The organism is Streptomyces sp. NPDC002838, from assembly GCF_040295365.1.
Lineage (GTDB): Bacteria > Actinomycetota > Actinomycetes > Streptomycetales > Streptomycetaceae > Streptomyces.
Genome location: NZ_JBEOVF010000040.1, coordinates 40,461 through 63,425, shown reverse-complemented (window position 1 = coordinate 63,425; position 22,965 = coordinate 40,461). Strand labels below are relative to the sequence as shown.

The following is a 22,965-nucleotide window of genomic DNA, read 5'->3' as shown; positions in this document are numbered from 1 at the left end:
GGTTCGACGAGACCGGCGGTGAGAGTTCCTGGCTCCCGGGGCTTTCTACCCCGGTGACAGTGGCGGGACCGCGCCGGATTCTCACCGGCTTCCTCTCCTGCCGCCGTACATGGCTCCGGCAGTCCACCACGGGGTTGGAAGGGCCGTCAACTTGCTGTTGACCTGCGACGGGAGAGTGTGCGAAGGCCCACACATGCGTGAGGTGCGGGACGGTGATCCGTTCCGCACCTCAAGTGCTTTCGCGTGCTGTGCGTCAGGCCACGATCAGATAGATCCCGTACGCCACCGCCGCCGCGCACGCCGCGAAGCAGGCGTACGCGCCCGTGACCGCAAGCGCGGCGGAGTCCCCCTGGGCCGCCGCCCGTTCGCGTCGTGAGAGGCCGGTGATGCCGAGGGTGAACACGGCCACGAGGGCCACGGTGACCGCGAGGCTGACGCCGAAGACGGAGCCGAGGGCCGACCAGTCGATCTTCATGGTGATGCTTCCTTCTTGGCCGGATGCTTGACCGGGTGCGCGGGGGTCAGACCGTGGTGGCGGTCGACGTGGCGGGCTCGGCCGCCTGGGCCGGGATCGTGGTGGCGAGGTCCTCGGTCACCGTGCCCGCCGGCGGCGGGGTCACGGCGGCGATCGCCGTGGTCATCACGCCGGCCGGCTCCTCGGAGTCGCAGACGTTCGTGTGGTCGACGACCTCACGGCGGGAGATCTTCCAGATCGCGGCGCTGGAGGCGACGAGGAAGACGGCGACGACGGCCGTACCCCAGTCGCCGAAGCCCGTCACGTACTCGGCGAGCGCGCCGACCAGGGCGGCGGCGGGGAGCGTGAGACCCCAGGCGACGAACATGCGCGTCGCCGTGGACCAGCGGACGACCCCGCCCTTGCGGCCGAGGCCCGCGCCCATCACCGCGCCGGAGACCGAGTGCGTGGTGGAGAGGGAGAAGCCGAGGTGGGAGGAGGCCAGGATGACCGTGGCCGCGCTGGTCTGGGCGGCGAAGCCCTGCTGCGGCTGGAGGTCGGTCAGACCCTTGCCCATGGTGCGGATGATGCGCCAGCCGCCGAGGTAGGTGCCCAGCGCGATGGCGATGCCCGCGGAGAGGATGACCCACAGGGGCGGGTCGGAGTCGGGGGCGACGGCGCCGCCGGCGACCAGGGCGAGGGTGATGATGCCCATCGTCTTCTGCGCGTCGTTCGTGCCGTGCGCGAGGGACACGAGACCCGCCGAGGCGATCTGGCCGGCCCGGTAGCCCTTCTCGGCGGCCTTGCCGTCGGCCTTCTTGCCCAGCCTGTAGGAGAGGCGGGTGGCGAACATCGCCGCGAGACCCGCCACCAGTGGGGCCGCGATCGCCGGGATCAGGACCTTGGTGACCAGCGCGTCACCGTGGACGGCGCCCACGCCGGCCGAGGCGATGGCGGCGCCGATCAGACCGCCCATGAGGGCGTGCGAGGAACTGGAGGGCAGGCCCACGAGCCAGGTCAGCAGATTCCAGAGGATCGCGCCGACCAGGGCGGCGAAGATGACCTCGGGACGGATGCCGGTCTCGTCCACGAGACCCTTGGAGATCGTGTTGGCGACCTCCACGGAGAGGAAGGCGCCTACAAGGTTCAGTACGGCGGACATGGCCACCGCGACCTTGGGCTTGAGCGCACCGGTCGAGATGGTCGTGGCCATCGCGTTGGCGGTGTCGTGGAAACCGTTCGTGAAATCGAACGCGAGTGCGGTTACCACCACAATCGCGAGGATCAGCGAGAAGTTTTCCATTTACCCAGGCAATCGTTCGAGGTCATTGGCCGGACGAACGTAGGTAACCTGAGTGAACGGAAGATGAACTGAGGAGGGCCGCACGGTGTCCGGGGATGACGGTTCTCGCACCGCCGAGCTCCCTTTCTCTCGTGCGGCCCAGTCGCCGCACGGCTAGTAGCCTCGGGCAAACTTTCTCAGCTGGGTCAGGGACCCGTTGAAGAGATTTTGGTCACCCGGCAGGCTGCCGCCGTTGTCGTACTGCCAGATCGTCCAGGCCGACCATCCGGCCGGCAGTGCCCCCGTGCCCGCGGAGTTGTAACGGGCGACCCACAGGGGGTGGTTCGAGGCGAAGGCGCCGCTTCGGCCGGTGCACGTGTTCCACCAGTGGGCGGTGGTGTAGATCACCGGACGGCGACCGGTGCGCCGCTTGACCTCGTCGCTGAACGACTTGATCCAGCTGACCATCTTCGCCTTGCTCAGGCCGTAGCACTTGCGCTTCTTGTCGTACGGGTTGTACTCGATGTCGAGCGCGGGCGGCAGCGTCCAGCCGTCCGCGGTCCAGCCGCCGCCGTTGCGCACGAAGTGTGCCGCCTGTGCCTTGCCCGACGACTTGTTGGGCAGCGCGAAGTGGTACGCGCCGCGGATGATGCCCATGTCGCGGGCGCCGTTGTACTGCTGGCCGAAGTACGGGTTGCGGTAGGTGGTGGACTCGGTCGCCTTGACGTAGACGAACTTGGCGCCCTTCGACTTGGCCTTCTGCCAGTTGACGTTCTTCTGATGGGAAGAGACGTCGTGTCCTTTCGGCGGGCTCGCCGCCGAGGCCGGCGTCTCGGCGAGTGCGATCCCCCCGGCGGTGAGAGCCGCCACGGACGCCGCTAAGGCGCGGTTGTGGCGGCGGGATGGTTTGCGATCACGGGCCATATGTCCCCCCGGAATGGCGACGTGCACGACAAAACACCAGAGATTACTGGAAGATCATCGGATCTTCTGCGATCTCCGGCCAAGCGATCGAAGAAGGTCATATTTGCGCATACACGATCTTTCGGAGGGTGTGATTCCGGCCTGAAGTGTCTCCGCGCGGCGGCGGGTTGACGCCGTGCCTGGCAAGATCGCCGCATGGCTGAGCAGCGGCGGGACCCGCGGGGCGTACGAGGTGTACGGGAGGGCGCGCAGGATGTGCCGGAGTCGCGGGGGAGGGGCGTGCGCGCCGAGGAGGCGGACGCCTGGGAGGCGCTCGTCGCGACGGCCCGCCGGACCGTGTCCGACGGACTGGTCGTCGGCACCTCCGGCAACGTCTCGGTGCGCGTCGGTGACACCGTGCTGGTCACGCCGTCGGGTGTCCCCTACGACCGGCTCGCGCCGGACGACGTCACCGGCGTCGACCTCGACGGCCGGCAGGTCCTCGGCGGGCTCGTCCCCACCAGCGAACTGCCCATGCATCTCGCCGTCTACCGCAGCACCGACGCCCGCGCCGTCGTGCACACCCACGCCGTGCACGCGACGGCCGTCTCGACGCTCGTCCCCGAACTCCCGGCGATCCACTACATGACCGTCGCGCTCGGCGGGCCCGTCCGGGTTGCCCCGTATGCCACATACGGCACCGACGAGTTGGCCGAGAACATGCTCCACGCCCTCGCCGACCGCTCCGGCTGTCTCCTCCAGAACCACGGCACCCTCACCTACGGCGCCACCCTGGACCAGGCCTACGACCGCACGGCCCAGCTGGAGTGGATGTGCCGCCTGTGGCTGACGGCGTCCGCGGTACCGGGGTTGTCGCCGACTCTGCTGTCCGAGGCGCAGCTGGCGGAGGTGGGGGAGCGGCTGCGGGGGTACGGGCAGCGGGGGTGAGGTTTCTGCCGCGCCCTCCGGGCGACTGGCGCGACCGGCTGACTCGTCCCTGCAAGCGGCGTCACTCCGAGCCGTCCTCCCGCTGGCCGATAGCCGCGTCCGACAGGACACTGGAGCCGTGCGCACTGTCAAAGCAACGGCCGCTGCCGTCTCCGCGGCCCTGGCGGCCGGTGCGGCGGGCATCGCCGCCGGCCGGCTCGCCAGTGACGCCGCGCTCAAGGCGCCGCCGGGCCGCCCCCTGCCCACCGAACCCCGGCTCACCGTGCACGCGACGGCCGCGGGCCGGATCACCCTCACGCGTGACCTGGCCGCCCTGCGCCCCGGCATCTACGGCCTCGGCGGCGACGGCTCGCACGCGGTCGTCGGGCCCGTCCTCGGCGCGGAGTCCCACTCCGCCGACACCGTCGTCCGCCGCCTGGAACGCGTCTCGCACGGCACCCTGAAACCCGGCGACAAGGTCTGGCTCACCCCGAACCTGCACGTCGGCAACCCGAGCGCCGCCCTCGGCCTGCACCACGCCGACGTCGACGTCCCCGGCGAACTCGGCTCCCTGCCCGCGTGGTTCGTGCCCGGCGTGCGGGACACCTGGATCATCGCGGTGCACGGCCTGGGCACCACCCGCGAACACGCCATGAACGTCATGGAGTTCCTGCACCGCCACCGTTTCCCGGTGCTCGCCCCGGCCTACCGCGGCGACCTCGGTGCCCCGCGGCCGCCGGACGGACTGAACCATCTCGGCGAGACCGAGTGGCGGGACCTGGACGCGGCGATCGGCTACGCCGTCCGGTCCGGCGCGCGCCAGGTCGTCCTGCTCGGCTGGTCCACCGGCGCCACCATGGCGCTGCGCGCCGCCCTGCACTCCGGCCTGCGCGACCGGATCTCCGGGCTCGTCCTGGACTCCCCGGTGCTCAGCTGGGAGACGACTCTGCGCGCCCTCGCCGCCGCCCGCCGCACACCGGGCGCCCTGCTGCCGCTCGCGGTGCGCGCCGCGCAGGGCCGCACGGGCATGTACGGCGACCGACTCGCCGACGCCGAGGCCGACGCCGCCGACCGGCTCCGGACGCCGACCATGATCTTCCACGGCCCCGACGACAGGGTGGCCCCCTGGGATCACTCCCGCCGCCTCGCCGCCGCCCGCCCCGACCGGGTCGCCCTCCACACGGTGCGCCACGCTCCGCACGCGGCCATGTGGAACGCCGACCCCACGGCCTACGAAGAGGCGATGCGCCGCTTCCTCACACCGCTGATGTGACCGACGGCGCCGACACCGCGCCGCCACTGTCCCGACACCCTGCCGTCGCCCGCTCCGCCCCGGTCCCACAGGTTCCGTTTAACGCCGTACCACTGGCCTGATCTCGGCCTCCAGCGGCCCGCACGGGCCCGGCGTCGGCCCTCCTCGTCGCCCGCCGTGGCATTCCGTTTGGGTTTTCGGACCGTCAACCGGAAGACTGCACCCGTGACGTCCCGTATCCCGCGCGACTCCAGGCTTCGACTCGTCCGCCCGCGACCCCTGGCCGCCGCTCCCTCAGCTGTGAACCAGCGGCGCCCGCGCCGCCCCGCGCCCCGCCCCCCGGAGGGCACACCGGCACCCGCGGAGCTGGCCGGAATGGCACGCTCCGGCCTGGCCGCCGCGGCCCGCGTCGCCCACTGGGCCGACGCCGCCCTGCGCCCCGTCCGCGACGGCGCGAACCCCGACGGCAGGGGCACCCTCTCCGACGAGACCGCCGAACGGGCCGCCGCCGACCTGGGCCTGACCCCCGCTCAGGTCCGCGCCGACTGGGACACCGCCCGCCTCGCCGGCCTCGTCGAGGTGCACGGCGACACCGCCCGCCCCGGCTGGCGGCTGCGCGCCTGGAACCGCGACGACAGCGCCGTACTGCGCGGCTGGGTCGCCCTCTTCGACGCCTGGTCGCTCGCCTGCCCGGAGCCCGCCGACCACGAGCCCGCCGCCCTCGCCGAGGTCGTCTCGGCCATGCCTCAGGTGCTCTCCTTCCTCCAACTGTCCGCCGGCCCCGTCCCCGTGGAGCAGCTCCTCGACCTCCTCGAGCAGCGGGTCACCGAACTGCGCACCGAGCGCTGCGAAATCCCCTACGGACCGCAGCCCGAACCAACGGAGCACCAGGCCGCCGACGCCCCCCTCGCGCCCCTCCTCGACTGGGCCCTGCGCGCCCTCGCCTCCGTCGGCGCCCTCACCTACGGCGACGGGCATGCCACGCTCACCCCGCTCGGCAGCTGGGCGGTCTGGGTCAAGCTGGAGCAGATCTGCGTGGCCGCGCAGAGCCCCGCCGGGAACATCGAGCAGGGCGCCGAGGACATGCTCCGCGGCTGCGCCCAGCTGCGCCCCAACGCGGCCCGCGCCGAATACCGCGCCTGGCTCGCCGCCCGCCCCGTCGGCAACGCTGTCACCGAGCTGCTCGACGCCGCCCGCGGCGAGGACGCCCTGCTGCGCGGCCTCGCCTTCGAGGCCCTGCGCGTCGTGGGCGCCCCCGCCGAGCCCGACGTCCGCTCCGTGGCCGACGACCCGACGCTGCGGCCGTACGCCCTGCTGTGGCTCGCGGAGCACGACGGCATCGACCCCGAGGACGCCCACGAGGTCCTCACCCGGGAAGAGGCCACCTGGCTGTGGGTCGACACCGCCGCCGCCGTCGCCGACCACGGCGAGGCCCCGATGCTGGTGCGGCACCTGGAGTCCGCCGTGCAGCCGACCGTCCCCTCGCTCCTCGACGAGGTACGCGCCGTCGGCCACCCCCGCACCGTGCAGGTCCTGGTCGCGCTCGCCGCCGCACACCCCGACCCGGCCCTGGCGAAGGCCGTGCGCCGCGCTGCCTTCCAGGTGCACACCGGGGGCAGTTGACGCCCGGCTCTCAGCCGCCTATCTCGGGGGCGTACGTGCCGAAGCTCCAGACGTTGCCCTCGGTGTCCCTGGCCATGTAGTCCCGCGAGCCGTAGTCCTGGTCCGTCGGGGGCATCAGGATCTCCGCGCCGTGGTCCACGGCTCGCTGGTGATGTGCGTCGACGTCGTCCACGACGACGTACACCCCGCTTGTGCCCGCGTCCTTCATCGCCGTGTCGAAGACACCGCCGCGGCCCTTGGAGCCGAGCATCACCCCGCCGTTTCCCTGCACCAGTTCGGCGTGCAGGACCGAGCCGTCCTCGCCCTCGTACACCGAGAGCTCCGTGAAGCCGAAGGCCTCCGTGAGCTGCCGGATCGCCGCCTTCGCGTCCGCGTAGAGCAGGGTGGGGTAGATGCTCGGACGCCCGCCGCTCGTGCCTGCCATGCCGATCACTCCTTCGTGATCCCTTGCCGGAACATCACCTGCTGTCCAGTCTCGCAGCGACCACCGACATCGCCCCGGTGATGGTCCGGACGGGGAATCCGCCCCGCCCGCCGTGTCACCGACAGCGCGCCGAGCCGCCCGCCCCGGCCGTGGCCACGCTCTGCGCCAAGCGCGCTCCACTGGCGGCACCCCCGCGAAGGCCGGCGCCCGCTCACCGTGCTCTCCGCGCGCGGGAAGGCGAGCACGCTCTGGGACGACGGGTTCGTCACCGACACCGACGGCACCTCCGTGCGCCGGCACCGCGCCCGGCCCGCGGCCGCCGCCTGGCTCCGGCCACCGCATCGCGGACGGCGTCCCGCGCAGGGTGCTGCCCGCCCGCGAGGGCTGCTCCCTCGACCCCGCGCGTGCCGTACGTCACGCCGTAGTGCTGCTCATCGTCCAGCCCTGCACCGGACCAGCAGCGGCAGCCGCCTGGACCGCCCAGCTCATAGCCGTCGACGACCTCGGCCGTATCACCCCGCACCGCAGACCGCTCGGCAACGACGTCCCCAAAGCCCGGCTCGAACACCCGAACGCAGAAAAAGTGGTTGCACGGCCCCGTTAGACTTGGCCCATGGCCATTCTCCTCGCGCATTAGACGGCGGGAACGTCCTCAGCCGCCCATCCCGCCAACCACCCCCGCCCTGGAGTCTGTCCGTGATCTCCGCATCCGGTATCGAGCTGCGCGCCGGTGCGCGCGTCCTCATCGAGTCCGCCACCTTCCGTGTCGCCAAGGGTGACCGCATCGGCCTGGTCGGCCGCAACGGCGCCGGCAAGACCACCCTCACCAAGTGCCTCGCCGGCGAGGGCATCCCCGCCGGCGGCACCATCACCCGCTCCGGCGAGGTCGGTTACCTCCCGCAGGACCCCCGCACCGGCGACCTCGACGTCCTCGCCCGCGACCGCATCCTCTCCGCGCGCGGCCTCGACGCACTGATCCGCAAGATGCGCGAGAACGAACAGCGCATCGCGAACGGCCAGGGGGCCACCCGCGAGAAGGCGCTGCGCCAGTACGAGCGCCAGGAGACGGAGTTCCTCACCAAGGGCGGGTACTCCGCCGAGGCCGAGGCCGCCACCATCGCCGCCGCGCTCAACCTTCCCGACCGGGTGCTGGGCCAGCCGCTCCACACGCTCTCCGGCGGTCAGCGCCGCCGTGTCGAACTGGCCCGCATCCTCTTCTCGGACGCGGACACGCTGCTCCTCGACGAGCCGACGAACCACCTGGACGCCGACTCGATCATCTGGCTGCGCGACTACCTCAAGACCTACCGCGGCGGCTTCATCGTGATCTCCCACGACGTCGACCTGGTCGAGACGGTCGTCAACAAGGTGTTCTACCTGGACGCCAACCGCGCCCAGATCGACGTCTACAACATGGGCTGGAAGCTCTACCAGCAGCAGCGCGAGGCCGACGAGAAGCGCCGCAAGCGCGAGCGGCAGAACGCCGAGAAGAAGGCCGCCTCCCTCAACGCGCAGGCCGACAAGATGCGCGCCAAGGCCACCAAGACGGTCGCCGCGCAGAACATGGCCCGCCGCGCCGAGCGCCTGCTCTCCGGCCTGGAGGCGGTCCGCCAGTCCGACAAGGTCGCCAAGCTCCGCTTCCCCGAGCCCGCGCCCTGCGGCAAGACCCCGCTGATGGCCGAGGGCCTGTCGAAGTCGTACGGCTCGCTGGAGATCTTCACCGACGTCGACCTGGCCATCGACAAGGGCTCCAGGGTCGTCATCCTCGGCCTCAACGGCGCCGGCAAGACGACCCTGCTGCGTCTGCTGGCGGGCGTGGAGCAGCCGGACACCGGCGGGGTCGTCCCCGGCCACGGCCTCAAGCTCGGCTACTACGCCCAGGAGCACGAGACCCTGGACGCCGACCGCACGGTTCTGGAGAACATGCGCTCCGCCAACCCCGACCTGGACCTGGTCGAGGTCCGCAAGACGCTCGGCTCCTTCCTGTTCTCCGGCGACGACGTCGACAAGCCCGCCGGCGTCCTCTCCGGCGGCGAGAAGACCCGCCTGGCGCTCGCGACCCTGGTGGTGTCCTCGGCGAACGTGCTGCTGCTGGACGAGCCGACCAACAACCTCGACCCGGCCAGCCGCGAGGAGATCCTCGGCGCGCTGCGCACCTACAAGGGCGCGGTCGTGCTGGTCACCCACGACGAGGGCGCCGTGGAGGCGCTCCAGCCGGAGCGGATCATCCTGCTGCCCGACGGTGTCGAGGACCTGTGGGGCGCCGACTACGCGGACCTCGTCGCGCTCGCCTGAGCCGTCGGGGCGGTCAGGGCGGTCAGCACCGCTTGATCGAAGAGGTGATCCACTGCGTATGGATCATTCGGCCGATCCGTGATCCATCATCTGTGTGAGATCTCCTCGTACCGAGGTGTGTCCTACATCAATTTCCCGGCCGGGCCCATTATCGGCAAGGGCTCGGCCGCCGCGCGTCTCTGACCTGGCACTTCGTGAATTTACCCGTTCGGCGGTGCGAACGCGGCTGGGAGGAATTACAGATTCCGCTTGTGGGGATGGGCTCCCGTCGTCAAAACCTTGTCTCACGGACCTTGCCGAATGGGTGGCCATGAAGGCCCGGAGGGGTGATCATGAGGAGACCAGAGCGCACTTCCCATGAGGAGGCACGGGTGGCCGAGACTCTGAAGAAGGGCAGCCGGGTAACCGGCGCCGCGCGCGACAAGCTCGCGGCAGACCTGAAGAAGAAGTACGACTCCGGTGCGAGCATTCGGGCGCTGGCCGAGGAAACCGGCCGCTCGTATGGCTTCGTACACCGGATGCTCAGCGAATCGGGCGTCACGCTCCGTGGGCGTGGCGGGGCGACGCGGGGCAAGAAGGCCGCATCGTCCTGAACCCGGGCGGCCCATCGGCTTCGATGGTGGCCACCCGGTCGGTCAGCTGATCGGCCGGGTGGTTACTGTGCAGTCACTTAGCATCGCTCTGTTGACCGCACTCATCGGAGGCGCCCCATGGCTTCGCCCGACCAGGATGTTGTTCCCGAAGCTCCCGCACTCGACAAGGACGGCGTAAGGCTCACCGTCGACGACGCGATCGCCACGGTGACGCTGACCAACCCGGCCAAGCGCAACGCCCAAAGCCCCGCTCTGTGGCGGGCGTTGGCCGAAGCCGGGCGGCTCCTGCCGGGGTCGGTCCGGGTCGTTGTGCTGCGTGCCGAGGGCAAGTCCTTCTCCGCCGGACTCGACCGGCAGGCGTTCACGCCCGAGGGCTTCGACGGCGAGCCGTCGTTCATCGACCTCGCGCGTGGCAGCGACGCCGAGCTGGACGCGACCATCGCCGAGTACCAGGAGGGTTTCACCTGGTGGCGACGGAGCGACATCGTGTCCATCGCCGCGGTGCAGGGGCATGCCATCGGGGCGGGCTTCCAGCTCGCGCTCGCCTGTGACCTGCGCGTCGTCGCCGACGACGTGCAGTTCGCCATGCGTGAGACCAGCCTGGGGCTGGTACCGGACCTGACGGGCACGCATCCGCTGGTGGGGCTGGTCGGGTACGCCCGGGCGCTGGAGATCTGCGCGACCGGGCGGTTCGTCCTGGCCGAGGAGGCCGTGAGTACGGGGCTGGCGAATGTCGCGGTGCCGTCGGATCAGCTCGAGGACGCGGTACGCGACCTGGCCGGGGCGGTCCTGGCCGCGCCTCGGGACGCCGTCATCGAAACCAAGGCGTTGCTGCGTGGGGCCGACGGCCGGTCCTACGAGGACCAGCGCGCCGCGGAACGGGCTGCGCAGGCCCGGCGGCTGCGGGACCTGGCGGGCGTCGGCGAGTGAGTCCTCACCCGACCGCGGTCACCAGCACCGCCACCGTCGGATGATCCGGTAGCGCCTGTTCCACCTTCGCGCGGACCTCCCGGGCCACGTCCACGGCTCGGTGGTCCGCGCCCACCGCCAGTTCCAGGCGGACGTGCCGGCGCGGCAGGGCGGTGGTCCCGTCCTGCCGTTCTTCGATGTGCACCGGGCGGCCCAGCGTGCCCGTCAGGTGGGACACGCCCGGGACGCCCAGGGCGGCGTCGGCCGCACGGGCCTCGTCGGTGTCCCCGGGCGACACGGCGGAGGCCGGCTCCGGCGGCCGTACCGGACGGGGCTCCGGCTCCTCGGCGGTCGAGTCGACAAGCGCCGTCACCCGCAGGTCCACCTCCGCCAGCGCCAGGCCGAGCTCTTCCGCCGCGCCCGCCAACACCTCCCGCACCCGCGCCGCCGTCGTCGGCAGCGGCTCGGACGCCGTCGCGGCGAACTCGGCCGTCGCCCGCAGGGAGCCCGGCGGCAGAGCGCTCGGCGGAGGCGGTACGGCGGGCTCGTGCGCGTCCTCCGGGTCGGCGAGCCCGATCCGCACCGGGCCCAGTCGTACGCCCCGCATGTCCTCGGCCGCGCGCCGCAGCATCGCGCCGGCCGCCTCCTCCGAGATCCACGCGCCGTCGCGCGCGCCGCCCAGGGGCAGCAGCCTGCCCAGCCTCAGCTGTTGCCGTACGGCCTGCGTCCATCGATCCACCGTCATTACTCCAGCCTGCCGCATCCGTGGCGCGCAATCGCGCAACGCCGCTTACCGTGGTCAAAGGGACGATGACCGGAAGGGATGTACGGCGATGAGCGAGATGACGGAGCGGAACCGGACGCGGGGCCCTGAGAGCGAGACCGAGTCGCCGGTGCAGACCCGCAAGACCGCCAAGCGCGGCGGCGGGGACCCGGGCACCCGGGGGCGGACGACCATCGCCGATGGGGTCGTGGAGAAGATCGCCGGGCTGGCCGCCCGGGAGGTCGACGGAGTGCACGCGATGGGCAGCGGGCTGAGCCGTACCTTCGGAGCCGTGCGGGACCGGGTGCCGGGCGGGGCGAGGGCCGTGACGCGCGGGGTCAAGGTCGAGGTCGGCGAGGTGCAGACCGCGCTCGACCTGGAGATCGTCGTCGACTACGGCGTACCGATCTCCGATGTGGCGCAGGCGGTGCGGGAGAACGTCATCGCGGCGGTGGAACGGATGACCGGCCTCGAAGTCGTCGAGGTCAACATCGCGGTCAGTGACGTGAAGCTGCCGGAGGAAGAGGAAGAGGAGCAGGAGTCCCGCCTCCAGTGACGCGGCGACCGACAACCGAACGGAGCGCACCATGAGCATGGCCGTGGTCGGCATGATCGCCGGCATGGTGCTGGGATTCGCCGGGTATTTCGGCGGGTTCGGCGCCTTCCTGCTGGTCGCCGCCCTGGGCGCCGTCGGATTCGTCGTCGGCCGGTTCCTGGAGGGGGACTGGGAGCTCGGCGACTTCTTCCGTACCCGTGACGACCGGCGGCGGTGACACCCGTGAGCAGCGCGGCCGACGGACTGCGCAGACCCGTGGCCGTCGTCCCGCCGGGCGGGCGCGGCGCCACACGGATCGCCGACCGGGTCGTCGCGAAGATCGCGTCGCAGGCGGCCCGCGAGGCACTCGGCGAACTGCCCGAGGACGCCGCGCCCCCGCACACCAATGTCGCCGTCCACCACGAAACGGCCCGCATCCGCGTGCACCTCGAACTCGTCTACCCCTGCGATATCGGCGCCCGATGCGGGCAGGTGCGTCGTCATGTCGTGGAGCGGGTAGGCGCGTTGGTGGGCATGCAGGTGCCGGAGATCACCGTCCAGGTGGAGCGACTGCACCTGGCACCGGCGCACGGCGCGGCACAGGGGAGGACGCGATGAGCGAGCCCCAGGGATCCGAGGGCACCACACAGCGACTGCCGGTCATGGAGAAGGCGGCCGACACAGGCGGGGAGTACGAGGCTCCACCTGTGCCGGACAGCCAGGACGGAAAGGCCGGCGGCCGCTTCTGGTCGGCGCGCCGCGTCCCCGCCGGCCTCGTGGCGCTGCTGCTCCTGGTCGTCGCGGGCGCCTTCCTGTACGACATCGCCGCCGTGCGCGCCGACCGGGACGCCCTGCCCTGGCGCCGCGGCCTCGCCCGGCAGCTCGCCGAGCGGCCGTTGGACGACATCTGGGTGCTCGTCGGTGCGGGCGTCGCCGCCGCCCTCGGCCTGTGGCTGATCGTGCTGGCCGTGACGCCCGGTCTGCGGGCCGTACTGCCGATGCGGCGCACCCACGCCGACGTCCGCGCCGGACTGCACCGGGACGCGGCCGCCATGGTGCTGCGCGACCGGGCCATGGAGGTCCCCGGAGTGCGGTCGGTACGGGTACGCGTGCGCCGCGCCCGCGCCGACGTCCGCGCGGTCTCCCACTTCCGCGAACCGGACGACGTACGCGACGACTTGAACGCCGCGCTCACCGAAGCGGTCAGGGGGCTGGGTCTGGCCCGGCAGCCCGCGCTGTCGGTGCACGTGGCACGACCCGGACGGAAGGGGTGAGCACGGTGCTCAGGACCGTCAACCGGGTGCTGCTCGCCGTCGCCGGCCTCGTGCTGCTCGTCCTCGGTGGCTCCGTGCTCGCCGTGGGACTGGGCGCCCCGGCGCCCTCCTGGTGGATCCACGACGGCTCGCACGACGTGCTGCTGACCGACTCCGAGCGGACCCGCTGGCGGGACGACGCCTGGTGGTGGCCGACCGTGATCGCCGTGCTCGCCGTCCTCGTCCTGCTCGCCCTGTGGTGGCTCACGGCGGTCCTGCGCCGCCACCGGCTCACCGAAGTACTGGTCGACACCGGGGACGGCGAGGGCGCGCTGCTGAGGGGCCGGGCGCTGGAGGGCGCACTGGCCGGACAGGCGGGCGAACTGGACGGCGTGGCCCGCGCCCAGGTCCTGCTCACGGGCCGCCCCAGAGCCCCCGAGACCCGCGTACGGCTCCGGCTGGAACCGCACGTGGACCCCGGGACGGCCCTGCACGACCTCGAGACCGGGGCGCTGACCCACGCTCGCGATTCGGCGGGCCTTGAGACACTCCCGGCCGAGGTCAGACTGAATGCGGTCAAGCACCGTGCGGAAAGGGTCAGTTGAGAAACCTCAGAACCCGTGCCGCATTCCCCCGTCCACCGGCAACATGATCCCCGTCAGATAAGAAGCCGCCGGCGACAGCAAAAACGCAGCCGTACGCCCGAACTCCTCCGGAGTCCCGTACCGCCGCAACGGAATCCGAGCCTCATTGGCAGCCCGAGTCGCCTCAGGATCGGCCGACAACCCGTCCAGCTCGCGCACACGATCCGTATCGATACGAGACGGAAGCAGACCGACAACCCGAATTCCCCGCGGCCCCAACTCGTCCGCCAGCGACTTGGCGAAACCGGCAAGACCCGGCCGCAGCCCATTCGAGATCGTCAATCCGGGAATCGGCTCATGCACCGACCCGGACAACACGAACCCGACCACACCCCCGGCCTCCAGTTCGGCCGCCGACGCCCGCGCGAGCCGAACCGCCCCCAGGAACACCGACTCGAACGCCGCCTGCCACTGTTCGTCCGTGTTGTCGGCGGCGAACCCCGGCGCGGGCCCTCCGACGCTGACGAGGATGCCGTCGAAGCCGCCGAAGTGCTCGCGCGCGGCGGCGATCAGCCGCGCGGGCGCCGAAGCGTCGGCGTTGTCCGCGACCACCCCCACCGCGTTCGGCCCCAGCGCGGCGGCCGCCTCGGCGACGCTCTTCTCCTCCCGCCCGGTGATGACCACCTTCGCGCCGTCGGCGACGAGCTCGCGCGCGGCGGCGTTGCCGAGACCGCGCGTGGCCCCGGTGACGACGTACACCCTGTTCTTCAGCCCAAGATCCATGGCCCCTATCCTGCCCTTTCGGTCCCGAACAGGGCGAGGGCGGTGTTCACCAGGCCGATGTGGCTGAACGCCTGCGGGACATTGCCCAGCTGGACGCCGGCCACGGGGTCGTACTCCTCGGACAGCAGCCCCACGTCGTTGGCGAGGCCGACCAGCCGTTCGAACAGCTTCCGCGCCTCCTCCGTACGGCCCGTCATGTGCAGGGCGTCCGCGAGCCAGAAGGAGCACACCAGGAAGGTGCCCTCGCCGCCCGGCAGCCCGTCCACGGGAGTCTGAGCGGCGCTGTAGCGGCGCAGCAAGCCGCCGTGGCCCAGCGCGTCGCGGACCGCGTCGATGGTGCCGAGCACGCGTGGGTCGTCCGGCGGCAGGAAGCCGACGCGCGGGATGAGCAGCAGCGAGGCATCGAGCTCGCGTGAGCCGTAGTACTGCGTGAAGGTGTTCCGCTCGGGGTCGTAGCCCTTCTCGCACACCTCCCGGTGCACCTCGTCGCGCATCGCCCGCCAGCCGTCCAGGTCCCCGCGCAGCTTCGGGTTCCTCTCCAGCGTGCGCACGGCACGGTCGGCGGCCACCCACACCATCACCTTCGAGTGGACGAAGTGGCGGCGGCCCCCGCGCATCTCCCACAGCCCCTCGTCCGGCCGCCGCCAGGCCGAGCGCAGGAAGTCCATCAGGGCGCACTGCAACGCCCACATGTCCGGTGTGCTGGGCAGGCCCGCCTTCCGGGCCAACGAGAGCGTGTCCATGACATCGCCGTACACGTCCAGCTGGAGCTGGTTCACGGCCCCGTTGCCGATCCGTACGGGCTTCGAGCCGGCGAAGCCGGACAGCCACGGCACCTCGAACTCCGGCAGCCGCCGCTCGCCCGCCAGGCCGTACATGATCTGCAGGTCCGCCGGGTCGCCGGCCACCGCCCGCAGCAGCCAGTTCCGCCAGGCCTCGGCCTCCTCCTGGTAGCCGCACGACAGCAGGGCGCCCAGGGTGAGGGTGGAGTCGCGCAGCCAGCAGTGGCGGTAGTCCCAGTTGCGCACGCCGCCGATCTCCTCGGGCAGCGAGGTGGTCGCGGCGGCCACGATGCCGCCGGTGGGTGCGTAGGTGAGGGCCTTGAGGGTGATGAGGGAGCGTACGACGGCGTCCCGGTGCGGGCCGTCGTAGCGGCAACGGGACGACCACGCCTGCCAGTCCGCGACGCTGCTCTCCAGCGCCTCGTACGGGTCGACGAGCGGTGGGCGCGGCTCGTGCGAGGGATGCCAGGTCAGGACGAAGGCGACCTTCTCGCCCTCGGTGACGGTGAACTCCGAGTGGGTGCCGCAGTCCTCGCCCCAGGTGCGCACCTGGGGCTCGCTGCGCAGCCACGCCGAGTCGGGCCCCGCGACGGCCACCCGGTGGCCGTCGGACCGGCGCATCCACGGCACGATCGAGCCGTAGTCGAAGCGCAGCCTCAGTGTGCTCCGCATGCTGACCTCGCCGCTGAGGCCTTCCACGACGCGTACGAGGTCGGGGGCGCGATCGCGCTGCGGCATCAGGTCGGTGACCCGCACGCTGCCTGCGTCGGTCTCCCACTCGGTGTCGAGGACGAGGGTCTCGGGGCGGTAGGCGCGGCGGGTGCAGGGGCCTGTCGCGCCCTTGGGGGCGATCCGCCACTGGCCGTTCTCCGCGTTGCCGAGGAGCTTGGCGAAGCAGGCCGCCGAGTCGAAGCGGGGCAGACACAGCCAGTCGACGGAGCCGTCCCGGCCGACCAGCGCCGCCGTCTGTTCGTCGCCGATGAGCGCGTAGTCCTCGATATGGGGGTGCACGGGGTGCGGGTGCCCGGCGGACCCGGTGACGAACCCGGGGCGCCGGGGTGATGGTTCGGTCGGCCTACGGCGTTCCGGGCGTCGGCATCGTGACGACGGTCCTCGCCGTGCGGGCGACGGTCGGTCTACGGAGGCCCGGGCGTCGTCACCGTGACGACCGGCCTCGCGGAGTCGGAGGCGGTCGGTCTACGGAGGCCCGGGCGGCACCATGACGGCCGTTCTTCCGGTGCCGGAGAAGATCACGCCCGGCTCCGACGGGGTCTGGTTCAGCACCCATAGACCGATCAGCGTGGCCAGGGTGAAGACGACGGCGATCAGCACGGCGAGCACGAGCCGTCGCCGGCGTTCCCGGCGCAACCACTCGCCGCGCGCCGTGCGGTAGGCGTCGGGAGCGGGCCGCACCCCGCCGGCCAGTGCCTCGAGGGCCTCGCGCAGCTCCCGCTCCGTGCGGTCCGGGCTGGTGTCGTTCATCGCCGGGCCTCCATCGCCTGGGTGAGTGCGGCGATGCCGCGTGCCGTATGTGTCTTCACCGAACCGCAGGAGATCCCCATCGCGGCGGCGATCTCACTCTCCTTCAGCCCGAGCCAGTGCCGCAGCACGAGCGCCTCCCGCTGGCGGGCCGGCAATTGCTGGAGGGCGTCGACCAGCACCCGCTGGTCGTCGCGCAGCAGTGCGGTGCTCTCGGCGGAGGCGACGGCCTCGGCCGGGAGGTTCGGCGGGTTCTCCACGTGCTTGCGGGCGACCTGGAGATGCCGTATCCGCATCCGGGTCAGATTGCACACCGTGGAGCGCAGATACGCCTCCGCCGCCTCGGCGTCCCGCAGCCGCCGCCACTTGCGGTAGATCTGGTAGTACGCCTCGGCCACCACATTCTCCGGGTCGTCGGCGCCGAGCAGGACGGCGAGGCGCAGCATCGAGGAGTAGTGCAGCTCGAAGAGCCGGGCGAGTCCGGCCTCGCGTTCCAGGTCCGCCGGGTCGGGCAGCACGGGCGTGAGGGGCCCGTCCGGCTGCTCGACGGGCGGCTCGGACACGGGAGTCGGGTGTCTGCGTCTCACGGGTTGTTCGCTCCCGTCTCGGGGTGTCGCCCGACGGTCAGGCGGGACGGCAGATCGGTCGCGTCGGCGCCGCGGGGCACGCCGAGGCGTTCGAGGACCGCGGTGCCCGCCAGGGCGACGGTCAGATTGAGCAGCAGGGCCGCGAGCCCGGCGTAGATCTCCAGGGATCCGAAGCCCAGGGTCACGATGGACGAGAACCCCTCGCGTACGACCATGACCGTCCCGGCCACCATGCCCACGCCCCACCCGGCGAGCAGCGCCCGCGGATGCAGCCGCCCGGTGAACAGCCCGACGGCCACGGCCGGGAAGATCTGCAGGATCCACACACCGCCGAGCAACTGCAGGTTGATGGCGTCCTGGTCGCGCAGCCCGAACACGAACGCCACGGCCCCCGCCTTCGCGATGAGGGAGACCGCCTTGGCGATGCGCACCTGCCGCTTGGGCGTGGCCGTCGGGTGGAAGTACTCGACGTAGACGTTCCGTACGAAGCCGGTGGCGGCCGCGATCGACATCACCGCGGCCGGGACCAGCGCACCCACGGTGATCGCGGCGAACACCAGACCGGCCAGCGGCGCCGGCATCAGCCGGTCGACCAGCATCGGTACGGCGGCCTCGGCGCTGCCCCGCGGGGCCTGTACCCCGGTGGCGAGCGCCGCGATGCCGAGGAAGCCGAAGAGGGCGAGCAGACCCGTCCAGGCGGGCAGCGCCACGGAGACCTTGCGCAGGGTGCGCGGCCCGTCGGCGGCGAAGCCGGCGGTGAGCACATGGGGGTACATCAGCAGGGCCAGCGCCGAGCCAAGGGCGAGCGTGGCGTACGCGGGCTGCTGGGCCGGGGACAGGATCAGGGGGGAGTGTGCCGTGTCCGTACCGCCCAGCCGACGGGCCGCGCCGTCGAACACGGCCCCGGGCCCGCCCAGCCGTTCGAGGACCAGCCAGCACACGGCGGTGAGCGAGACGAAGACCGCCACCGCCTTCAGCGCGGAGATGACCGCGGGCGCCCGCAACCCGTACCGGTACGTCGCCACCGCGAGCCCCGCGAACAGCGCCACCATCACCAGATCACCGGCCGCGCCCCGCGGATACATGCCCCCGGCCGTCAGCACCGCCCGTATGCCGAGCAGTTGCAGCGCCAGATACGGCATCGTCGCGAGGATCCCGGTCAGCGCGACCACCAGGGCCAGCGGCGGCGAGCCGTACCGTCCCCGCACGAAGTCGGCGGCGGTGACGTATCCGTGCCGGCGGGCCACCGTCCACAGCCGGGCGAGCAGGACGAAGGCGAGCGGGCAGATGATCACCGTGTACGGCACCGCGAAGAAGGCGGGCGCGCCGTTGCCGTAGGCCAGTCCCGGGACGGCCGTGAAGGTGTACGCGGTGAAGATCGTGCCGCCGAGCAGCAGCCAGGTCCACACCGGGCCCAGGCTGCGGTCGGCCAGCGCCCAGCCCTCCAGGGACGGCAGCCGGTCGCTCGGGCGCAGCCGCCGTGCGGTGACGGCGAGCAGCGACGCCCCGCCGATCACGGCGAGGAACGTCGCGGTCATGGCGCTGTCGGCCATGGGTCACCGTCCTTGGTGTGCCTGTGCCCTCACGGGGGAGTTGCGCGGGCGGCCCGGTCGGAGGACAGAAAACCGGCGGGAAATCTTCTGGAAATTCGCTGTCAACCGGTTCCGGAGGGTGGGCAACTCTTGCACGGACCGGCAGCGGGCGGGAGAGCCGCCGTCGCCGAAGCTCACGCATCTCGTGTCACGAGGTGTCCCAACGAGGAGCCGCCATGCCTACGTCAGCCCTGCCCGAATCCGGGCTCCAGGAGTCCGAAAAGTTCCGAATGTCCCCGCGCGGGGTCCTGTTGTGGACCACCGTCTCCCTGCTCGGCGCGGTCGCCTGGGGCGTCCTCGCCCTCGCCCGCGGGGAGGAGATCTCCGCGGTCTGGCTGGTGGTGGCCGCGCTCGGCTCGTATGCCATCGCCTACCGCTTCTACTCCCGCTTCATCGCCCGCCGGGTGCTGCAGCCGGACGACCGCCGGGCCACTCCGGCCGAGCGTCTTCAGGACGGTGTCGACTTCCACCCCACCGACCGCCGGGTGCTCCTCGGTCACCACTTCGCCGCGATCGCCGGCGCGGGCCCGCTGGTGGGCCCCGTGCTCGCGGCCCAGATGGGATACCTGCCCGGCACCCTCTGGATCGTCGCGGGGGTGATCTTCGCCGGGGCGGTACAGGACATGGTCGTGCTGTTCCTGTCGATGCGCAGGGACGGCAAGTCGCTGGGGCAGATGGCCCGCGAGGAGATCGGCCGGGCGGGCGGGGCCGCGGCCCTGGTCGCCGTCTTCGCCATCATGATCATCCTGCTGGGCGTGCTGGCGCTGGTGGTCGTCAACGCGCTCGCCCATTCCCCGTGGGGCACCTTCTCGGTCGCGATGACCGTCCCCATCGCTCTGTTCATGGGCTTCTGGCTGCATCGCATCCGGCCGGGGCGAGTCGTCGAGACCAGCCTGATCGGCGTGGCGCTGCTGCTGCTCGCGATCGCCGGCGGCAGCTGGGTGCAGAACTCCTCGCTGGCGTCCGTCTTCACGCTCAGCCCCACCACCCTCGTCTTCTGTCTGGTCGGCTACGGCTTCGTGGCCTCCGTCCTGCCCGTGTGGATGCTCCTCGCCCCGCGGGACTACCTCTCCACCTTCATGAAGATCGGCACCATCGCACTGCTGGCGGTCGGGGTGGCCGTGGCCGCGCCGGTGCTGCGGGCGGACGCGGTGAGCGACTTCGCCTCGTCGGGTGCGGGACCGGTCTTCGCGGGGTCCCTCTTCCCCTTCCTCTTCATCACCATCGCCTGCGGAGCGCTCTCCGGTTTCCACGCCCTGGTCTCCTCGGGCACCACCCCGAAGCTGATCCAGAAGGAGTCCCAGGTCCGGATGATCGGCTACGGCGCGATGCTGATGGAGTCGTTCGTCGCGATCATGGCGCTGATCGCGGCGGCGACGCTGGAGCCGGGCCTGTACTACGCGATGAACGCCCCCGCGGGACTTCTCGGTACGACGGCCGAGTCGGCGTCCCACGCGGTGGCCGGCCTCGGCTTCACCATCACGCCCGACCAGCTCACCCAGGCCGCCAGGGCGGTCGAGGAACAGACCCTGATCGCCCGCACCGGCGGCGCCCCGACCCTCGCCGTCGGCATGTCGGAAATCTTCTCCGGAGTCTTCGGCGGTACGGCCATGAAGGCCTTCTGGTACCACTTCGCGATCATGTTCGAGGCGCTGTTCATCCTCACCACGGTGGACGCGGGCACCCGGGTCGGCCGCTTCATGCTCCAGGACATGCTCGGCAACGTGTGGAAGCCCGTCGGCCGGGTCAACTGGAAGCCCGGCATCTGGCTGTGCAGCGCTCTGGTCGTCGCCGCCTGGGGCTACTTCCTCCACACCGGTGCCACCGACCCCCTCGGCGGGATCAACCAGCTCTTCCCCCTGTTCGGCATCGCCAACCAGCTGCTCGCCGCGATCGCCCTGGCGGTGTGCACGACCGTCCTCGTCAAGTCCGGGCGGCTGCGCTGGGCCTGGGTCACCGGCGTCCCGCTGGCCTGGGTGGTCGCGGTGACCTTCACCGCGGGCTGGCAGAAGCTCTTCTCCGGCGACCCCAAGGTCGGCTTCTTCGCCCAGCGCGCCCGGTACGCCGACGCCATCGACGCCGGCCAGGTCCTGCCGCCCGCCAAGACCCTCGACGACATGCACACCGTGGTCACCAACTCCACGGTCGACGGCGTGCTGATCGCCCTGTTCCTGCTGCTGGTGGCCGTGGTGCTCGTCAACGCGGCGGTGGTGTGCGTGCGGGCGATCCGCTCGCCGGGTGCGCTGCCGACCACCGAGGCTCCCTACGTCGAATCCCGCATCGACGTGCTGCCGCAGCCGGCGGAACCCCTGGCCGGGGCCCGGTGATGAGGGCCGCTCGCCGGACCGGAGCCGTGCGGTGGTACCGGTCGGTGCGCTGGTACCTGCGCGAGCTGACCGGAGAGGCGGAGTACGACCGCTACTGCGAGCGGCACCGGCGCCACCACCCCCTCGCCCCGATCCCGACCCGCCGCGAGTACCAGGTGCTGCGCACACGGCACCGAGAGGAACACCCGCAGAGCCGCTGCTGCTGACGGCGCCTCGACCGCGTTCAGCATCACCATGAACTGCGGCGGCGGAGTGCCCCGCCAGGTCTCCGCACGGGCCGCCCCGCACAGCTCCCGCGCGCGGGCGGCGTCCTTCTCGTCCAGCGCGATTCAGGGCCCTTCTGATGGATCTCCGCAGCGGGGCGGGCGCACCAGGGAGCCCTGACGCCGCCCGCCCCGCTCCACCGCTCGTCCCCTGGCGGGACCGGCCGACGGTTCGCCGACCGACGTGAGGCACGGCTGCTACACCGTCGCCGGTTCCTCCGCCTGCGTCGTGGCCTTCTCGGCGGCCGCCGCCCTGCGGTCGCGGGCCTCCCGCCGGACCAGGACCAGCCAGCCGATCGGGACGCCGGCGGAGAACAGCCACCACTGGATGGCGTACGCGTAGTTCAGCGCGGCGTCCTCGTTGCCGGGCCGGCCGACCAGCTCCGGGGTGTCGCCCTTCGGCTCGGGCGCCGTCTGCGCGACGTACCCGCCGAGCACCTGGGCGTCCAGTCGCCGCGCCTCCTGCTCACTGTTGATCAGCATGATCTGCCGGTCCGGCAGCCCCTTGAGGTTCTTGATGCCGCTCGCCGCGGTCGTCTCGTCGGGCATCAGCCGGCCGGTGACGGTGATCTGGCCGCGGGGCGGTGCGGGGACCTTGGGGAACGCGGTCTGGCTCGGGCCGTCCGCGGGGATCCAGCCCCGGTTCACCAGCAGGACCTTGCCGTCCGTCAGGACGAACGGGGTCAGGACGTGGTAGCCGACCTCGTCGTCGGAGTTGGTGCGGCGGCGGACGACGACCTCGTCCTCGGTGTCGAAATGACCCTTCGCCGTCACCCTGCGGTACCGCTCGTCACGGGTGACGGTGTGTCCGGGGGAGGTCATCCGCTCCACGGGTACCGGCTTGGCGGACAGCGCGTCGGCGACCAGCTGGTTCCGTGCGGTACGCAGCTCGTAGCGATGCATCTGCCAGATGCCCAGCCTGATCATCGTGGGGATGAGGAGGAGAGCGACCAGCGTGAGGATCACCCACTGCCGGGACAACAGGAAGCGGTACACCCCACGACCGTACAACTCGGTCGTGGGGCGCATTCAGGGGGGTGCGGACTAGACCTTGTCGATGATCCCCGCCTTTCCCTCCGCGCGGGCACAGTGGGCGCCGCAGTACCAGTGGCCCTCGACCTCGACGCCCTGGCCGATGATCTGCACACGGCAGTGCTCGCAGATGGGGGCCATGCGGTGGATCGCGCAGGAGAAGCAGTCGAAGACGTGGACCGCGCCCTGTGCGTGCACCTCGAAGGTCATTCCGTAGTGATTGCCGCAAACTTCACATGTCGCCATGCGCCACAGGGTGAGCCGTCGGTGCGGCGCGGGCGAGGGGGCGGCGGGCGAGTCGCCCGCCAATCACCCGTCCGTAC

At 71.7% G+C, this 22,965-nt stretch carries 26 protein-coding genes and 1 riboswitch; of the genes, 14 read left to right on the top strand and 12 right to left on the bottom strand.

The features are described from left to right. Positions 1-3: 3 nt before the first annotated feature. A riboswitch (cobalamin riboswitch) is annotated at positions 4-143 on the bottom strand. 110 nt (positions 144-253) lie between these two features. The 3 genes from ABT063_RS37350 to ABT063_RS37340 all read right to left on the bottom strand — a co-directional run bounded on the left by ABT063_RS37350 (position 254) and on the right by ABT063_RS37340 (position 2,660). After that, positions 254-475: a hypothetical protein gene (locus ABT063_RS37350; protein ID WP_351064820.1), complete on the bottom strand. Its 222-nt coding sequence runs from the start codon at positions 473-475 to the stop codon at positions 254-256. A 46-nt stretch (positions 476-521) separates the two neighbouring features. Further along, the gene (locus tag ABT063_RS37345) at positions 522-1,757 is read right to left on the bottom strand and encodes an inorganic phosphate transporter (RefSeq protein ID WP_351064818.1); all 1,236 of its coding nucleotides are present in this window, start codon (positions 1,755-1,757) and stop codon (positions 522-524) included. Positions 1,758-1,910: 153 nt separating this feature from the next. Continuing rightward, the gene (locus ABT063_RS37340; protein ID WP_351064816.1) at positions 1,911-2,660 is read right to left on the bottom strand and encodes a lysozyme; all 750 of its coding nucleotides are present in this window, start codon (positions 2,658-2,660) and stop codon (positions 1,911-1,913) included. A gap of 195 nt (positions 2,661-2,855) precedes the next feature. Between ABT063_RS37340 and ABT063_RS37335 the strand changes: the two genes are divergently transcribed. The 3 genes from ABT063_RS37335 to ABT063_RS37325 all read left to right on the top strand — a co-directional run bounded on the left by ABT063_RS37335 (position 2,856) and on the right by ABT063_RS37325 (position 6,441). Continuing rightward, positions 2,856-3,587, top strand: coding sequence for a class II aldolase/adducin family protein (locus ABT063_RS37335; protein WP_351064814.1), 732 nt, complete (start codon positions 2,856-2,858; stop codon positions 3,585-3,587). 118 nt (positions 3,588-3,705) lie between these two features. Then, on the top strand, positions 3,706-4,839 hold the full coding sequence (locus ABT063_RS37330) for an alpha/beta hydrolase (RefSeq protein WP_351064812.1): 1,134 nt from the start codon (positions 3,706-3,708) through the stop codon (positions 4,837-4,839). Positions 4,840-5,043: 204 nt separating this feature from the next. Beyond that, positions 5,044-6,441, top strand: coding sequence for a hypothetical protein (locus ABT063_RS37325; protein ID WP_351064811.1), 1,398 nt, complete (start codon positions 5,044-5,046; stop codon positions 6,439-6,441). 10 nt (positions 6,442-6,451) lie between these two features. Here ABT063_RS37325 and ABT063_RS37320 read toward each other — a convergent pair whose 3' ends face one another. Beyond that, the gene (locus tag ABT063_RS37320) at positions 6,452-6,865 is read right to left on the bottom strand and encodes a VOC family protein (RefSeq protein ID WP_351064809.1); all 414 of its coding nucleotides are present in this window, start codon (positions 6,863-6,865) and stop codon (positions 6,452-6,454) included. A 364-nt stretch (positions 6,866-7,229) separates the two neighbouring features. Here ABT063_RS37320 and ABT063_RS37315 point away from each other — a divergent pair, with 364 nt between their 5' ends. From ABT063_RS37315 to ABT063_RS37300, 4 genes are all read left to right on the top strand, one after another. Next, positions 7,230-7,469 carry a hypothetical protein gene (locus tag ABT063_RS37315; RefSeq protein ID WP_351064807.1) on the top strand — a complete coding sequence of 80 codons (240 nt, stop codon included), beginning with the start codon at positions 7,230-7,232 and terminating at the stop codon, positions 7,467-7,469. Between the two features lie 92 nt (positions 7,470-7,561). Continuing rightward, on the top strand, positions 7,562-9,160 hold the full coding sequence (locus ABT063_RS37310; RefSeq protein WP_351064805.1) for an ABC-F family ATP-binding cassette domain-containing protein: 1,599 nt from the start codon (positions 7,562-7,564) through the stop codon (positions 9,158-9,160). Positions 9,161-9,531: 371 nt separating this feature from the next. Next, the gene (locus ABT063_RS37305; protein ID WP_004002281.1) at positions 9,532-9,753 is read left to right on the top strand and encodes a helix-turn-helix domain-containing protein; all 222 of its coding nucleotides are present in this window, start codon (positions 9,532-9,534) and stop codon (positions 9,751-9,753) included. 117 nt (positions 9,754-9,870) lie between these two features. Beyond that, positions 9,871-10,683: an enoyl-CoA hydratase/isomerase family protein gene (locus ABT063_RS37300; RefSeq protein ID WP_351064803.1), complete on the top strand. Its 813-nt coding sequence runs from the start codon at positions 9,871-9,873 to the stop codon at positions 10,681-10,683. A 4-nt stretch (positions 10,684-10,687) separates the two neighbouring features. On the opposite strand, the gene ABT063_RS37295 is transcribed toward ABT063_RS37300, so the two are convergent. After that, positions 10,688-11,407 (bottom strand): nucleopolyhedrovirus P10 family protein, encoded by a 720-nt coding sequence (locus ABT063_RS37295; protein ID WP_351064801.1) that lies wholly within the window; start codon positions 11,405-11,407, stop codon positions 10,688-10,690. Positions 11,408-11,495: 88 nt separating this feature from the next. Here ABT063_RS37295 and ABT063_RS37290 point away from each other — a divergent pair, with 88 nt between their 5' ends. From ABT063_RS37290 to amaP, 5 genes are read left to right on the top strand one after another with little or no spacing between them, the layout of a single operon-like run. Next, positions 11,496-11,981, top strand: a complete 486-nt coding sequence (locus tag ABT063_RS37290; RefSeq protein ID WP_351064799.1) for an Asp23/Gls24 family envelope stress response protein — start codon at positions 11,496-11,498, stop codon at positions 11,979-11,981. A gap of 31 nt (positions 11,982-12,012) precedes the next feature. Then, the gene (locus ABT063_RS37285; RefSeq protein ID WP_351064797.1) at positions 12,013-12,198 is read left to right on the top strand and encodes a hypothetical protein; all 186 of its coding nucleotides are present in this window, start codon (positions 12,013-12,015) and stop codon (positions 12,196-12,198) included. Beyond that, positions 12,195-12,578: an Asp23/Gls24 family envelope stress response protein gene (locus tag ABT063_RS37280; RefSeq protein ID WP_351064796.1), complete on the top strand. Its 384-nt coding sequence runs from the start codon at positions 12,195-12,197 to the stop codon at positions 12,576-12,578. The genes ABT063_RS37285 and ABT063_RS37280 overlap by 4 nt, the downstream gene beginning before the upstream one ends. Then, the gene (locus ABT063_RS37275; RefSeq protein WP_351064794.1) at positions 12,575-13,234 is read left to right on the top strand and encodes a DUF6286 domain-containing protein; all 660 of its coding nucleotides are present in this window, start codon (positions 12,575-12,577) and stop codon (positions 13,232-13,234) included. The genes ABT063_RS37280 and ABT063_RS37275 overlap by 4 nt, the downstream gene beginning before the upstream one ends. Beyond that, positions 13,231-13,818, top strand: coding sequence for an alkaline shock response membrane anchor protein AmaP (gene amaP, locus ABT063_RS37270; RefSeq protein WP_351064792.1), 588 nt, complete (start codon positions 13,231-13,233; stop codon positions 13,816-13,818). Before ABT063_RS37275 ends, amaP begins: the two co-directional genes overlap by 4 nt. A 6-nt stretch (positions 13,819-13,824) precedes the next feature. Here amaP and ABT063_RS37265 read toward each other — a convergent pair whose 3' ends face one another. From ABT063_RS37265 to ABT063_RS37245, 5 genes are all read right to left on the bottom strand, one after another. Next, positions 13,825-14,580 carry an SDR family oxidoreductase gene (locus tag ABT063_RS37265; RefSeq protein WP_351064790.1) on the bottom strand — a complete coding sequence of 252 codons (756 nt, stop codon included), beginning with the start codon at positions 14,578-14,580 and terminating at the stop codon, positions 13,825-13,827. A 5-nt stretch (positions 14,581-14,585) separates the two neighbouring features. Next, positions 14,586-16,373, bottom strand: coding sequence for a glycoside hydrolase family 15 protein (locus ABT063_RS37260; RefSeq protein WP_351064788.1), 1,788 nt, complete (start codon positions 16,371-16,373; stop codon positions 14,586-14,588). Positions 16,374-16,559: 186 nt separating this feature from the next. Next, positions 16,560-16,844, bottom strand: a complete 285-nt coding sequence (locus tag ABT063_RS37255) for a hypothetical protein (protein ID WP_351064787.1) — start codon at positions 16,842-16,844, stop codon at positions 16,560-16,562. After that, a complete protein-coding gene (locus tag ABT063_RS37250) occupies positions 16,841-17,428 on the bottom strand; it encodes a SigE family RNA polymerase sigma factor (protein ID WP_502990958.1) in 588 nt (195 codons plus the stop codon). The genes ABT063_RS37255 and ABT063_RS37250 overlap by 4 nt, the downstream gene beginning before the upstream one ends. After that, a complete protein-coding gene (locus tag ABT063_RS37245) occupies positions 17,425-18,981 on the bottom strand; it encodes a sodium:solute symporter family protein (protein ID WP_351064785.1) in 1,557 nt (518 codons plus the stop codon). Before ABT063_RS37245 ends, ABT063_RS37250 begins: the two co-directional genes overlap by 4 nt. A 215-nt stretch (positions 18,982-19,196) precedes the next feature. Here ABT063_RS37245 and ABT063_RS37240 point away from each other — a divergent pair, with 215 nt between their 5' ends. Then, positions 19,197-21,347 carry a carbon starvation CstA family protein gene (locus ABT063_RS37240; protein WP_351064784.1) on the top strand — a complete coding sequence of 717 codons (2,151 nt, stop codon included), beginning with the start codon at positions 19,197-19,199 and terminating at the stop codon, positions 21,345-21,347. Further along, positions 21,347-21,553, top strand: a complete 207-nt coding sequence (locus ABT063_RS37235; protein WP_502990957.1) for a YbdD/YjiX family protein — start codon at positions 21,347-21,349, stop codon at positions 21,551-21,553. Before ABT063_RS37240 ends, ABT063_RS37235 begins: the two co-directional genes overlap by 1 nt. A 255-nt stretch (positions 21,554-21,808) precedes the next feature. Here the strand turns inward: ABT063_RS37235 and ABT063_RS37230 are convergent, their stop codons facing one another. Together ABT063_RS37230 and ABT063_RS37225 are read right to left on the bottom strand one after the other, a co-directional pair. Continuing rightward, positions 21,809-22,606 carry an SURF1 family cytochrome oxidase biogenesis protein gene (locus tag ABT063_RS37230; RefSeq protein ID WP_351064782.1) on the bottom strand — a complete coding sequence of 266 codons (798 nt, stop codon included), beginning with the start codon at positions 22,604-22,606 and terminating at the stop codon, positions 21,809-21,811. A gap of 48 nt (positions 22,607-22,654) precedes the next feature. Then, positions 22,655-22,888, bottom strand: coding sequence for a metallothionein (locus ABT063_RS37225; protein WP_351064781.1), 234 nt, complete (start codon positions 22,886-22,888; stop codon positions 22,655-22,657). Between the last annotated feature and the right edge of the window lie 77 nt (positions 22,889-22,965).